Annotated in this window: 12 protein-coding genes; 4 read left to right on the top strand and 8 right to left on the bottom strand. The window is 72.6% G+C overall.

Annotated elements, in window-relative coordinates:
* Positions 1–80: 80 nt before the first annotated feature.
* Genes OG737_RS22575 through OG737_RS22560 form a run of 4 tightly spaced genes read left to right on the top strand, consistent with a single transcriptional unit; the run spans position 81 to position 3047 of the window.
* Positions 81–671 (top strand): hypothetical protein, encoded by a 591-nt coding sequence (locus tag OG737_RS22575; RefSeq protein WP_405921908.1) that lies wholly within the window; start codon positions 81–83, stop codon positions 669–671.
* Positions 668–1108, top strand: coding sequence for a ferritin-like domain-containing protein (locus tag OG737_RS22570; protein ID WP_328927939.1), 441 nt, complete (start codon positions 668–670; stop codon positions 1106–1108). Before OG737_RS22575 ends, OG737_RS22570 begins: the two co-directional genes overlap by 4 nt.
* A 44-nt stretch (positions 1109–1152) precedes the next feature.
* Positions 1153–2055: an aminoglycoside phosphotransferase family protein gene (locus tag OG737_RS22565; RefSeq protein ID WP_405921907.1), complete on the top strand. Its 903-nt coding sequence runs from the start codon at positions 1153–1155 to the stop codon at positions 2053–2055.
* A 44-nt stretch (positions 2056–2099) separates the two neighbouring features.
* Entirely contained in the window at positions 2100–3047 is a 948-nt protein-coding gene (locus OG737_RS22560) for an SPFH domain-containing protein (RefSeq protein ID WP_328927937.1), read from the top strand.
* A gap of 205 nt (positions 3048–3252) precedes the next feature.
* On the opposite strand, the gene OG737_RS22555 is transcribed toward OG737_RS22560, so the two are convergent.
* From OG737_RS22555 to OG737_RS22520, 8 genes are all read right to left on the bottom strand, one after another.
* Positions 3253–4947, bottom strand: coding sequence for a proline--tRNA ligase (locus OG737_RS22555; protein WP_328927936.1), 1695 nt, complete (start codon positions 4945–4947; stop codon positions 3253–3255).
* Positions 4948–4991: 44 nt separating this feature from the next.
* Positions 4992–5534: a GNAT family N-acetyltransferase gene (locus OG737_RS22550; RefSeq protein ID WP_328927935.1), complete on the bottom strand. Its 543-nt coding sequence runs from the start codon at positions 5532–5534 to the stop codon at positions 4992–4994.
* A 62-nt stretch (positions 5535–5596) separates the two neighbouring features.
* Positions 5597–6442: a GNAT family N-acetyltransferase gene (locus OG737_RS22545; RefSeq protein ID WP_405921906.1), complete on the bottom strand. Its 846-nt coding sequence runs from the start codon at positions 6440–6442 to the stop codon at positions 5597–5599.
* Positions 6443–6583: 141 nt separating this feature from the next.
* Entirely contained in the window at positions 6584–7741 is a 1158-nt protein-coding gene (gene ispG / locus OG737_RS22540) for a flavodoxin-dependent (E)-4-hydroxy-3-methylbut-2-enyl-diphosphate synthase (RefSeq protein WP_328927933.1), read from the bottom strand.
* Positions 7742–7917: 176 nt separating this feature from the next.
* A complete protein-coding gene (locus OG737_RS22535) occupies positions 7918–9219 on the bottom strand; it encodes a site-2 protease family protein (RefSeq protein WP_328927932.1) in 1302 nt (433 codons plus the stop codon).
* Entirely contained in the window at positions 9216–10469 is a 1254-nt protein-coding gene (gene dxr, locus OG737_RS22530; protein ID WP_328927931.1) for a 1-deoxy-D-xylulose-5-phosphate reductoisomerase, read from the bottom strand. The genes OG737_RS22535 and dxr overlap by 4 nt, the downstream gene beginning before the upstream one ends.
* 21 nt (positions 10470–10490) lie before the next feature.
* Positions 10491–11792 (bottom strand): hypothetical protein, encoded by a 1302-nt coding sequence (locus OG737_RS22525; RefSeq protein ID WP_405921905.1) that lies wholly within the window; start codon positions 11790–11792, stop codon positions 10491–10493.
* Between the two features lie 95 nt (positions 11793–11887).
* Positions 11888–13831, bottom strand: coding sequence for an acyl-CoA dehydrogenase family protein (locus tag OG737_RS22520; protein ID WP_328927929.1), 1944 nt, complete (start codon positions 13829–13831; stop codon positions 11888–11890).
* Between the last annotated feature and the right edge of the window lie 39 nt (positions 13832–13870).

Here is a 13870-nt window from a genome sequence, read left to right as displayed (position 1 = left end):
TTTCCGTCGTGTGTCAGGTCAAAGGGTATCCGGTCGCGGAGGGTGTTGCCGTCAGCCCTGTGGACGGGGCCCCGGGTACCGTGATCACACCCTGCCCCGCCATCACCCCCGAGGACGTCGCCGTGCCCTGGACTCTGCCACCGAGGCCCTCGCGCCGGAGCCTGCTCGCAGGAGCCGCCGGCGCGGGCGGCGCCGCGCTGCTCAGCGGGTGCTCCGCCGCCGGTTCGCCCGACACCGCTTCCGGGATTTCACTCGAACAGCGGATGCGGGAAGCGGCCGTTCGTGACAGTGAGCGGCTGCTGGAACGTTACGACGCCACCGTCGCCGCCCATCCGGACCTGGCGGAGCGGCTCGCCCCGCTGCGCACCGCGGTCGCCGCGCACGCCGCGGCGCTGTCCCCCGCCCCGGCGGGCGCACCGTCCCGGTCCGCTTCGGCGTCCCCGTCCGGCGGTACGGGGGCGGCCGCTCCCGCGCCGAGCGGGGAGCCCGTGGCGCCCAAGCCCGCCGAGGCCCTGACCGCCCTCGCGGACGCCGAGCGCAGCCTGTCGGAGACCCGCACCATCGACCTGGCCGGCGCCCCGGGGGAGCTGGCCCGGCTGCTGGCCTCGGTGGCCGCCTGCGGCGCCGTACACGCGTACCTGCTGACCTCGACCCCCGGAGCCAAGCCGTGAAGCCCGAACCCACCACCGCCGGCCAGGCCCTGGAAGCGGCGCAGGCCGCACTGGCCGCCGAGCACGCGGCCGCGTACGGCTACGGGGTGATCGGCGCCCGGACCACCGGGGCACGCGCGACGGAGGCCCGCGAGGCGTACTCCGGCCACCTCGCGCGGCGCGACGCGCTCGCCCGGACCGTGCGGGAGCTCGGCGGCGCGCCCCGGCCGTCGGAGGCGGCGTACGCCCTGCCGTTCGAGGTCCGCACCCCCGCCGAGGCCGAGCGGCTGGCCGCCGAGATCGAGGACCGGGTGGCGGGCGCGTACTCCGACCTGGTGCGGGCGGCACAGGGCCCGCTGCGCCGCATGGCGGCCGACGCGCTGAGCGCCGCGGCCGTGCGCGCGGCACGCTGGCGTGGTGTCGGCGTAGCCTTCCCTGGGCTCACGGAAAAGCGCTGAAGTGGCACGACGGGCCCAGCACAGCTGAAAGGGACCACGCACGCATGGCTTTCGAACCGCCGCAGCGGCTTGTACGGGCGCTCGGCGAGATGCCGGAATCGGCGCAGGACGCGGACTGGCTGAGCCAGTTGCCCCGGATCACCGAGGCCGCGCTGGACCGGCGTGGGGTACAGGCCCAGCGGGTGCAGGCCCCGGGCGGCCGCAGCAGTCTGGTCGTCCTCGTCCGGTACGCCGACGGGACCCCGGCCGCTCTGAAACTGGCTCCCCCGCACGCCCGGCCCGACCGGGAGCTGGCCGCGCTGGCGCACTGGGGCGGTTTCGGGGCCGTACGGGTCCTCGATTCGCGGTACCACGAGGAGGACGGAGCGCTGCTGCTGGAACGGCTGCACCCGGAGGTCTCGTTGCGGTCGCTGCCGGAGGCGAAGGCGCTGCTGGAGGCCAGCGGCACGCTGCGCAGGCTGTGGGTGGCGCCGCCGGCCGGGCACGTCTGGGAGACGGTGGCGGAGCGGTCCGAGCGGCAGTCGGTGGCGCTGAAGGCGGCCCCGGCGGACGTCAGGGCGCTGGCCGACACGGCGCTGGCGGTGCGCGACGAGCTGGTCGCGGGCCCGCCGGAGGAGCTGCTGCTGCACGGGAACTTCCGGCAGGGCAAGGTCCTCGCCGGCGAGCGTGCCCCGTGGCTGACGGTGGGCCCGGACCCGCTGGTCGGCGAGCGCGCGTACGACCTGGCGCGGCTGGTCCGGGACCGGCTGGAGGACCAGATGGCCACCTCGGCGGGGGCGGCGGGCGCCCGGCGCCGGGTGAACAAGCTGGCCGACGCCCTGGAGGTGGACCGGGACCGGCTCCGGGGCTGGACGGTGTTCCGGGCGGTGGAGTCGGGGAACCGGGCGCTGGCCGCCGGGCGGCGACGGGACGCCGAGCTGCTGCTGGAGTTCGCGGCCTGGCTGTAGGGCATACCGTTTAGATAGGTACGTCAGTCCGGCAGGGGGCCGTCATGGTCGAAGAACTGCTGACAGCGGCGGTCGCCGTGGGTGTGGGCGTCGCGGTCTACGTGGGCGCCGCGGCCCGGGTGGTGAAGCAGTACGAGCGCGGCCTGGTTTTCCGCTTCGGCAGGCTGCGCCAGGAGATCCGGCCGCCCGGCTTCGCGATGATCGTGCCCGGGATCGACCGGCTCAGAAAAGTGAACATGCAGATCGTGACGCTTCCGGTGCCCGCGCAGGAGGGCATCACGCGGGACAACGTCACGGTGCGCGTGGACGCGGTCGTGTACTTCAAGGTCGTCGACCCGGCGAACGCGATCGTGGCGGTGGAGGACTACCGGTTCGCCGTCTCGCAGATGGCGCAGACCTCGCTCAGGTCGATCATCGGCAAATCGGACCTGGACGACCTGCTGTCGAACCGGGAGATGCTCAACCAGGGCCTGGAGCTGATGATCGACAGCCCGGCCGTGGGCTGGGGCGTGCAGATCGACCGGGTCGAGATCAAGGACGTGTCCCTGCCGGAGACGATGAAGCGGTCGATGGCCCGGCAGGCGGAGGCGGACCGGGAGCGGCGGGCCCGTGTGATCAACGCGGACGCGGAGCTCCAGGCCTCGCACAAGCTGGCCGAGGCGGCGGAGGTCATGTCGGAGCAGCCGGCGGCGCTGCAGCTGCGCCTGCTGCAGACGGTGGTCGCGGTGGCGGCGGAGAAGAACTCGACGCTGGTCCTCCCCTTCCCCGTGGAGCTCCTGCGCTTCCTGGAGCGCGCCACGCCGTCGGCGGCGACGGGCGCGGAGGGGGGCCAGGCCCCGGCCGCCCCCGGTTCCGCGCCGGACGCTCAGGCCCCCTCCGCGCCCCCCTTGGGCGACGCCGAGGCTCCCCGTGCGGTGACCGGCCCGCCCACAGGGCTGTCCCTGGACGGCTCGCCGCCGCCCCCGTCGGGCACCGACGAGCCGTGCGGCTAAGCGGCCTCGGGGAAGTGGGGTGCGTTTCCGCGTCGTCCGGTGCGGTGCATCGCAAGGCGGAGCAGTGCCCTTGTACTGGACGCACTCGGCTACTGCGACAACGCGGCGAGGCGCCGTGCCTGGGGGCACCTCCCAGCGGTAGCTGGGGGAGCGGCGCGGGGACGTGCCCCACTTCCCCGAGGCCGCTGAGGGCGGCGCCGCCCCGTTACGTCAGGCGGGCCAGCGCCTCGGTGAGGGGGAGCTCCTCACGGGTGCCCGAGGCGCGGTGCTGGAGTTCGACCACCGACTCGGCCGAGCGGCGGCCCGCGACCAGGATCCACGGGACGCCGATCAGCTCGGCGTCCGTGAGCTTCACGCCCGGGGACAGGCCGGGGCGGTCGTCCAGCAGGACGCGCAGACCCGAGGACGCGAGCGCCGACGCCGCCTGCTCCGCCAGCGCCAGCGGCACGGCCTTGCCCGCCGCCACCACGTGGACGTCCGCCGGGGCCACCGCAGCCGGCCAGTTCAGTCCGCGCGCGTCCGCCGTCTGCTCGGCCAGCGCGGCCACCGCGCGGGAGACCCCGATGCCGTACGAGCCCATCGTGACCCGCACCGGCTTGCCCTCGCGGCCCAGCACGTCCAGCCCGAACGCGTCGGCGTACTTGCGGCCCAGCTGGAAGATGTGCCCGATCTCGATCGCCCGGTCGAGCCGCAGGCCCGCCCCGCAGGTCGGGCAGGGGTCGCCCGGCTCCACGACGACCACGTCCAGGTACTGGTCCACTTCGAAGTCCCGGCCGCAGACCACGTTGCGGACGTGGGTGTCCACCCGGTTGGCGCCGGTGATCCACGCCGTGCCCGGCGCCACGCGGGGGTCGGCCAGGTAGCGGACGTTCTCCAGGCCCTGCGGGCCCACGTAGCCGCGTACGAGGTCGGGCCGGCCCTCGAAGTCCTCGGCCGTGACGAGCTCGACGACCGCCGGCGCCAGGTGCTCGCCGAGCTTGCCGAGGTCCACCTCGCGGTCTCCGGGCACGCCGACCGCCACGATCTCGCCGTCGACCTTCACGAGGAGGTTCTTCAGGGTCGCCGAGGCGGGCACCCCCAGCTGCGCGGCCAGGGATTCGATGGTCGGGGTGTCCGGGGTGTCCACCTCCTCCGGTGCCGGGTGCTGAGCGGACACCGGGGCGAGGGCGAACGTCACGGCCTCGGTGTTGGCGGCGTAGTCGCAGGACGGGCAGTCCACGAAGGTGTCCTCGCCGGCCTCCGCCGGGGCCAGGAACTCCTCGGACGCCGAGCCGCCCATCGCCCCCGACACCGCCGACACGATGCGGTGGTCCAGGCCGAGACGCTCGAAGATGCGGACGTAGGCCTCGCGGTGGAGGCGGTACGACTCTTCGAGACCCTCGTCGGACACGTCGAAGGAGTACGAGTCCTTCATCTGGAACTCGCGCCCGCGCAGCACCCCCGACCGGGGCCGCGCCTCGTCGCGGTACTTGGTCTGGATCTGGTACAGCATGACCGGCAGGTCCTTGTACGAGGTGCACTGGTCCTTCACCACCAGGGTGAAGATCTCCTCGTGGGTGGGGCCGAGCAGGTAGTCCGCGCCCTTGCGGTCCTTGAGCCGGAACAGCAGGTCCCCGTACTCCGACCAGCGTCCGCTGACCTCGTACGGCTCCTTCGGCAGCAGCGCCGGGAGCAGCACCTCCTGGGCGCCGATCGCGTCCATCTCCTCGCGGACGACGCGCGAGACGTTGTCCAGGACCCGCTTGCCGAGCGGCAGCCACGTCCACACCCCGGCCGAGCTGCGCCGGACGTATCCGGCGCGGACCAGCATCCGGTGGCTGAGGGTCTCGGCGTCGGCCGGGTCCTCGCGGAGGGTCTTGGCCATGAGGCGGGACATGCGCTGCACGTGTTGCGTAGACATGCCCGGAGGTTACCGGCGGCCGCGCGGGCGGCGGAAACCGTTTCTCAGGGCCGCAGCAGGGGCAGCGGGGCTCCCATGACGGCGTACGGGAGGCTCGCGCTCGGGAAGTGGACCTGGCGGGCGAGGTCCTTGTAGCCGAGGGCCCGGTAGAGCCCGCGGGCGGGGCTGTCGGTGTCGATGGCGGAGAGGATCGAGCGCGGTTCGGCGGCGCTGTCGGTGATGTCGGTGATCAGCGCGCGGCCGACGCCGTGGCCCTGGAATCCGGGGTGGACGTGCAGCTCGGTGATCACGAAGGAGTCGTCGAGCCAGTCGTCGTGGCCGCCGGCCCGGAGGTAGGGCTCGACGATCGTGGACCACCAGTGCGTCCGGTCGTTCGGCATCCCGTAGACGAAGCCGGTGAGCGCGCCGTCCTCGGCGAAGGCCCCGAGGGCGCGGGCGCCCTTGCAGGTCATGTGGCGCTGGACGATGTATCTCCGGATGCCGACCTCGTCCTCGCTGAGGCCGAAGGCGACGGCCTGCACGCGCAGGGCCTCGTCCACGCGGGCGGCGAGGTCGAGCGGGCCGATGCGGACTCCGGAAGGCAGCATGCGGCGACCTTACTGCGCGGTAGGGGCATGCCGGTATGCCGTCGGCAAGGTCTCCTGCGGATTCAGAAGAGCACGCTCATGAAGGCGCCGACCTCGCGGAAGCCGACCCGGCGGTACGAGGCCCGCGCGGCGGTGTTGAAGTCGTTCACGTAGAGGCTGACGACCGGCGCGACGTCCCGCAGCGCGTAGGCGACGACGGCGGCCATCCCGGTCTCGGAGTGGCCGCGGCCGCGGAACTCGGGGTCCACCCACACGCCCTGGATCTGGCAGGCGCGGGAGGTGGCGGCGCCGATCTCCGCCTTGAATACGATCCGGCCGTCCTCGACGCGGGCGAACGAGCGGCCGCTGCCGACGAGTTCGGCGACCCGGGCCTGGTAGAGCAGCCCGCCGTCGCCGGCCATCGGCGAGATGCCGACTTCCTCGGTGAACATGGCCACGCAGGCGGGCATGATCAGGTCCATCTCGTCCTTGCGGATCCGGCGGACCAGCGGGTCGGCCTCGACCGCGGCGGACGGGCCCTCCATGACCATGAGGGGCTGGTGGGAGCGCACGTCGCGGGCCGGTCCCCAGGTGGGCTCCAGGAGCTGCCACAGCAGCCGGGTGGCCTCGGCGGGGCCGACGATGGAGGAGCAGCGGCGGCCCGTGCGGCGGGCGCGGTCGGCGAAGGCGCGTACGGCGTCGGGTTCGGCGCAGACGGGGACCAGGTTGGCACCCGCGTAGCAGAGGGAGCGCAGCTCGCCGTCGGCGTACCAGCCCCACATCTCGCCGCCCAGGCGCCAGGGGTCGAGTCCGGCGACCTGGACCCGGGAGGTGACGAAGGCGTTCTCGACCGGCTCGCGTCCGAGGACTTCGAGGGCGGCGTCGAGATCACTGGGCTCAAGGACCCGGGTGGTGGTCTGCGTCAACACTGGGGCCTCACCGTGCAAGTCTGCTGATCTCCGCACTGTACCCGGCAGGGCCGGAGGATGCCCGGTCCCCCAGGTCACGAAAGAGCCCCGGCCCCGGCCCGCGAGCTGCGGGAACGGGGCCGGGGCGGAAGTTCGCGGGCGTCAGACGCCGATGGCGACCGTCGGCTCGCCCGACATCACGCCGTCCTTCTCCATCTGCTCGGCGATCTTCATGGCCTCTTCGATGAGGGTCTCCACGATCTTCGACTCGGGGACCGTCTTGATGACCTCGCCCTTCACGAAGATCTGGCCCTTGCCGTTGCCGGAGGCGACGCCGAGGTCGGCCTCGCGGGCCTCGCCGGGGCCGTTGACGACGCAGCCCATGACCGCGACGCGCAGCGGGACCTCCATGCCCTCCAGGCCCGCCGTGACCTCCTCGGCCAGCTTGTAGACGTCCACCTGGGCCCGGCCGCAGGACGGGCAGGAGACGATCTCCAGGCGGCGCGGCTTGAGGTTCAGCGACTCCAGGATCTGGTTGCCGACCTTGACCTCCTCGACCGGCGGCGCGGAGAGGGAGACGCGGATGGTGTCGCCGATGCCCTCGGAGAGCAGCGCGCCGAAGGCGACGGCGGACTTGATGGTGCCCTGGAAGGCGGGGCCGGCCTCGGTGACGCCGAGGTGCAGCGGATAGTCGCAGGCGGCGGCCAGCTGGCGGTAGGCGTTGACCATGACGACCGGGTCGTTGTGCTTGACCGAGATCTTGATGTCGCCGAAGCCGTGCTCCTCGAAGAGGGAGGCCTCCCACAGCGCGGACTCGACCAGCGCCTCGGGGGTGGCCTTGCCGTACTTCCTCAGCAGCCGGGCGTCGAGCGAGCCCGCGTTGACGCCGATCCGGATCGGGGTGCCCGCGGCCTTGGCGGCGTGCGCGATCTCCTTGACCTTGTCGTCGAACTGCTTGATGTTGCCCGGGTTCACGCGGACGGCGGCGCAGCCGGCGTCGATCGCGGCGAACACGTACTTCGGCTGGAAGTGGATGTCGGCGATGACCGGGATCTGCGACTTCTTCGCGATGACGGCGAGGGCGTCGGCGTCGTCCTGGGTCGGGCAGGCCACGCGGACGATGTTGCATCCGGAAGCGGTCAGCTCGGCGATCTGCTGGAGCGTGGCGCCGACGTCGGAGGTGCGGGTCGTGGTCATCGACTGCACCGAGATGGGTGCGTCGCCGCCGACGGCCACCGACCCGACCTGAATCTTGCGGCTGACCCTGCGGTCGGCAAGCTTCGTCGGCACGGCCGGCATTCCGAGAGAGATGGCAGTCATCTGCTGTACAACCCCAAGGTGTGGATCAAGGTGCCGAGATCGGCGGGCTCCAGGTTTCGAGATTACGCCAACCAGCACGCGGCCCATGCATCCCGGGGGGCGAGCCACCCGAACGTAGGGAGCCGGGCACGATGCGTGCCCGGCTCCGGTACGTCTGGGGCAATGCCCCGGACGGGCTAGGTGATCTTGATCGGGTTCACCACGTCCGCCACCATCACCAGCAGCGTGAAGCAGATGAAGAGCCCCGCCACCACGTACGCGACGGGCATCAGCTTGGCCACGTCGAACGGGCCGGGGTCGGGGCGCCTGAACACCCGTGCCACATTGCGCCGGACCGACTCCCACAGGGCGCCGGCGATGTGCCCGCCGTCGAGCGGGAGCAGCGGCAGCATGTTGAACAGGAACAGCGAGAGGTTGAAGCCGGCCAGCAGGTTGAGGAAGAACACCAGCTGGTGCTGGGCGGGGATGTCGAGGGTGAAGATCTCACCGCTGACCCGCGCCGCGCCGACGACGCCCATCGGGCTGTCCTGCTTGCGCTCGGCCCCGTTGAACGCCGCGTCCCACAGGTCCGGGACCTTGGAGGGCAGGGCGATCAGCGACTCCACGCCGCTCTGCATCATGTCGCCCATGCGCGTGACGGACTGGCCGAAGGACTGCGGGACGTAGCCGGAGGCGGGGGCGAAGCCGAGGAAGCCCGCGGTGACGTACTGGTCCTTGACGTAGTTGCCGCTGCCGTCGGTCTTGGCGACCTTGTTCTCGATCAGGTTCGCCTTCAGGTCGATCCGCTGGCCGGCCCGCTCGACGGTGATGACGGCGGGGCCGACGGTGGCGCGGATGTCCTTCTGGAGCGCGGACCAGTCCTGGACCGGGCGCCCGTTGAAGGCGACGATCTTGTCCTTCTGCTGCAGCCCGGCCGCCTTGGCGGGGGCGGCCGGGTCGCCCGCGACGCACTTGTCGCGCTTCTCGCTCTGCTGGATGACGCAGTCCGAGACCGAGCCGACCACGGTGGTCTGCGTGTTCAGCCCGAAGGTCATGAGCGTGGTGAGGAAGATCGCCACGGCCAGGACCAGGTTCATGAACGGGCCGGCGAACATCACAATCACGCGCTTCCACGGCTTGCGCGTGTAGAAGAGCCGGCTCTCGTCACCGGGCTGGAGCTCCTCGTACGCGGCCGAGCGCGCGTCCTCGATCATCGACCGGAACGGCGACGTCGAACGGGCGGTGACCTTGCCGTCCTCGCCGGGCGGGAACATCCCGATCATGCGGATGTAGCCGCCCATCGGGATGGCCTTGATCCCGTACTCGGTCTCGCCCTTCCTCCGCGACCAGATGGTCGGCCCGAAGCCCACCATGTACTGCGGCACCCGGATGCCGAAGATCTTGGCCGTGGAGAGGTGCCCCAGCTCGTGCCAGGCGATGGAGACCAGCAGGCCGAACGCGAAGATCACGACCCCGAGCACCGTCATCAGTAGTGTCATGCGCTCGCCTCCACGGCGGCCCGAGCCGCCATCTCCCGCGCCCGGGCCCTGGCCCAGACCTCTGCTTCGAGGACGTCCTGGACCGTCAGGGAAGTTCCCGACTCCGGCGTCCCGTGCTCATCGACCACGGCAGAGACGGTATCCATGATTGCTGTGAACGGCAGCCGACCTGCCAGGAACGCCTCGACGCACTCCTCGTTGGCCGCGTTGAACACGGCCGGGGCCGTGCCGCCGAGCGTGCCCACGTGCCGGGCGAGGCCCACCGAGGGGAAGGCCTCGGTGTCCAGCGGGAAGAACTCCCAGGTGGACGCCTTGGTCCAGTCGAACGCGGGGGCCGCGTCCGGGATCCGCTGGGGCCAGCCGAGGCCGATCGCGATGGGGCCGCGCATGTCCGGCGGGGTGGCCTGGGCGAGCGTGGAGCCGTCCGTGAACTCGACCATCGAGTGCACGTAGGACTGCGGGTGGACCACGACCTCGATGCGGTCGAAGGGGATGTCGTAGAGCAGGTGCGCCTCGATGACCTCCAGCCCCTTGTTGACGAGGGTGGCGCTGTTCACCGTGATCACCGGGCCCATGGCCCAGGTGGGGTGCGCGAGCGCGTCCTTGACCGTGACCCCCGCCAGCTCCTCGCGGGTGCGGCCGCGGAAGGGCCCGCCGGAGGCGGTGACCACGAGCTTGCGCACGTCGGCCCGGGTGCCGGCGGCGAGCGCCTGGAACAGCGCCGCGTGCTCGGAGTCCACCGGGATGATCTGGCCCGGCTTCGCCAGGGCCTTGACCAGCGGGCCGCCGACGATCAGCGACTCCTTGTTGGCCAGGGCCAGGGTCCGGCCCGCCCGCAGGGCGGCGAGGGTGGGCGCGAGGCCGATGGAACCCGTGATGCCGTTGAGGACGGTGTGGCACTCGGAGGCGGCGAGCTCGGCCGCCGCGTCGGGCCCGGCCAGGATCTCGGGCAGCGGCTCGGTGGCGCCGTACTGGGCGCTCAGCGCCTCTTTCAGGGCCGGTACGACGTCCTCGCGGGCGACGGCCACCGTCTTGACCCGCAGCAGCCTGGCCTGCTCGGCCAGCAGCCCGACGCGCCCGCCGGCGGCGGACAGCGCGGTCACCCGGAACCGGTCCGGGTTGCGCAGGACGAGGTCGATGGCCTGGGTGCCGATGGACCCGGTGGAGCCGAGGATGACGATGTCCCGGGGGCCGGCCGCGGGGTCGAAGAGGAGGTGCGGATCGGCGAGGGGGGCTGGGCGGTCGCTCATGCCCCCCATTGTTGCCGGAAGTCAGGAGCGGCCCGACACGGAGCCCCCTTCCGTGACCCGCAGGAGAAGGTGCGGGAGCGTTCCGGCGAAGTCCGGGAGGGTGACGGCGACCCGCCACCAGGCGTCCGGATCGGCGCCGATGGACACGGCGAACAGCCGGTCGGCCTCCGCCCGCGCGGCGAGCACCGGCTCGGCCCAGTCGTGGCGGTCGGGGTGGTGCACGTCCCCCAGCCAGTGGTCCTCGTCCAGCGCCCAGCAGGCGGGCGCCTTGTGCCGGATCACGTCCTCGCCGGTCAGCAGCCCGCGGGCCAGGCAGTCCCGCACCCACCGGATGTCCTCCTCGACGGAGTCCACGGGCACCGCGAGGCTCGCCAGAGCCAGTTCGCGGTCCACTCCCCCGACGGGCTCGGCGGCCCTCGGGGCCAGGGAGGCCACCGCCGCGGGGAGTCCGTCGACGGCCTGCGGGCCGGCTGACCCGTCCAGGGTGCCGCGGACGATCCGGGCCACGAGTACCGGCAGGGTGCCGCGGAAACCGGGGGCGTGGCGCAGCAGCTCCGCCCACAGCCGGGGATCGTCGCGCAGCGGGCGCAGCGCCCGGGCGACGGCCGTCCGCATCCCCGTCCGTTCGGGCAGGGACCAGCGCAGGCCGGTGTTCTCGGGGAGGTCCGCGAGCAGCAGGGTCCGGTGCGCGGGCGCCACGTGGGCGACGAGCTCGTCGAAGGTGAGCAGCCCCATGCGGACGGCGCGGACGGCGGGCCGGTGCCACTGGCGCCGTGACGTGTCCTGCCGGCCTGCGTCCAGCAGTGCCTGGCACGTCTCCCGGGGCAGTGCGCCGGCCAGCAGCAGGGCCTCGACGGCGCCGGGCGGCAGCGGGGCACGGGCGTGCTCGGCGAGCAGCGTCTGCGGGTGGAGGGGCTCGTGCGGCATCCGCAGCAAGGTGAGGGGGATCCGGGGCCGGCGGCCGTGGCGGCGCAGCAGCGCGATCAGCTCGCCGGGGGCGAACGGCCCGGGTCCGACCTGCCCCAGCAGCTCCGGCGAGGGCCCCGGCCGGGCCGCGTACCGCGCCGGCCCGGGCAGCCCGGGCAGGGGCCGTCCGACGACGTGGGGGTTGCGGGCGACGAACTGCCGGTCCGCCTCGTCGCCGTGGCGCAGCAGCAGGGTGACGGTCGAGGCCGACAGCCACTCGTCGCGGCACAGGTATTTGCGGGTCGGCGCGTCGAGCCGGCCGATCAGGTCGACGACGACGTGGTCCGGTGCGTGGCGCAGGAGGTGCGCCACGCACCAGGCCAGCCGTCGGCTGTTGCGGTCTTCCGCCGTCGGCATCGCTGGTTCCGCCTTGCCCGTGCTCGTACGCGTACGGGTACCGGTACGCGTACTCATCCTCGTACGTCTGTCCGACGTTCGGTGATGATCGCAGGTCAGCGGATGGGACGGTGCACGTTTTCCCGGGTGGAGGGACCGGGTGCGGCGTCCGCGATCCAGGGGCCGTCACCGGAGGGGTCGATGACGCCTTCCTCCAGCCAGGTGTAGGTGCCGGACAGGACGCCCTCGACGACCTTGCGGTCGATCTCGTCGGTGTTGGACCAGAGCCGGCCGAAGAGCTCCTCGACGCGGATCCGGGACTGCCGGCAGAAGACGTCGGCGAGCTGGTAGGCCTCGCGGCCGTGTTCCCCGTCGGCGCGCAGGTGCTCGGCGCGGACGCAGGCCGCGCTCATCGCGAAGAGCTCGGCGCCGATGTCGACGATCCGGCCGAGGAAGCCCTGTTTGGTCTCCATCCGGCCCTGCCATCGCGACATCGCGTAGAAGGTCGAGCGGGCGAGTTTGCGGGCACAGCGCTCCACATAGCGCAGGTGGGTGGCGAGGTCGGGGTGACCGCTCGGGTGGAAGGCCCGGTAGGTGCCGGGGACCTGGCCGGCGCCGGCGGCCAGCTGGGGCAGCCAGCGGGCGTAGAACCCGGCGGCGCGGGCGCCCGCCTTCGCCTTGTCGCCGAGTGCCTTGTCCGGGTCGATGAGGTCGCCCGCGACCGACAGGTGGGCGTCGACGGCCTCACGGGCGATCAGCAGGTGCATGATTTCGGTGGAGCCCTCGAAGATCCGGTTGATCCGCAGGTCGCGCAGCATCTGCTCGGCGGGCACGGCGCGCTCGCCGCGGGCGGCCAGGGACTCGGCCGTCTCGAAGCCGCGGCCGCCGCGGATCTGGACCAGCTCGTCGGCCATCAGGCAGGCCATCTCGGAGCCGAAGAGCTTGGCGAGGGCAGCCTCGATGCGGATGTCGTTGCGGTCCTCGTCGGCCATCTGGGAGGCCAGGTCGACCACCGCTTCGAGGGCGAAGGTGGTGGCGGCGATGAAGGAGATCTTGGCGCCCACGGCCTCGTGCCGCGCGACGGGCCGGCCCCACTGCTCGCGTACGCCGGACCACTCGCGGGCGATCTTCAGGCACCACTTCCCGGCGCCCACGCACATGGCGGGCAGCGACAGCCGGCCGGTGTTGAGGGTGGTGAGCGCGATCTTGAGGCCGGCCCCCTCGGCGCCGATGCGCTGGGCCGCCGGCACCTTGACCTGGTGGAAGCGCGTGACGCCGTTCTCCAGGCCGCGCAGGCCCATGAAGGCGTTGCGGTGCTCGACGGTGATCCCCGGGGAATCGGCCTCCACGACGAAGGCGGTGATCCCGCCGCGGTGGTTCTCGCTCTTGGGGACGCGGGCCATGACGACGAGGAGGTCGGCCACGACCCCGTTGGTGGTCCACAGCTTCACGCCGTCGAGGAGGTAGGCGTCCTCGCCGTCCGGGACCGCCGTGGTGGCCAGGCGCGCCGGGTCGGAGCCCACGTCCGGCTCGGTGAGCAGGAAGGCGCTGATGGCGGTGGTGGCGCAGCGCGGCAGGTAGGTGTCCTTCTGCTCCTGCGTACCGAAGATCTTCAGCGGCTGGGGGACGCCGATGGACTGGTGGGCGGAGAGCAGGGCGCCGATGGCCGGGCTGACGGAGCCGACGAGGGCGAGCGCCTTGTTGTAGTAGACCTGGGTGAGGCCGAGGCCGCCGTACTTGGGTTCGATCTTCATGCCGAGGGCGCCGAGCTCTTTCAGCCCGCGCACGGTCTCGTCGGGGATCTTCGCCTCGCGCTCGATGCGCGCACCGTCGATCTGCGTCTCGCAGAAGGCCCTCAGCCTGGCCAGGAAGGCCTCGCCGCGCCGGACGTCCTCGTCGGCGGGCAGCGGATGGGGGTGGATCAGGTCCAGCCGCAGCCGGCCGAGGAAGAGCTCCTTGGCGAAGCTGGGCTTGCGCCAGTCCTGCTCCCGGGCCGCTTCCGCGACCTGCCGTGCCTCGCGCTCGGTCACCTTGGGCTGTACGGGTTGTGTTGCGGACATGAGGGGGCTCACCTCGCCGCCGGAGTCGGGTGGTGCACC

The sequence above is a fragment of the Streptomyces sp. NBC_00122 genome (genome assembly GCF_045160845.1).
GTDB lineage: Bacteria > Actinomycetota > Actinomycetes > Streptomycetales > Streptomycetaceae > Streptomyces.
The sequence above is the reverse complement of the archived record's forward strand: the minus strand, read 5'-3'. Positions and strand labels throughout refer to the sequence as shown.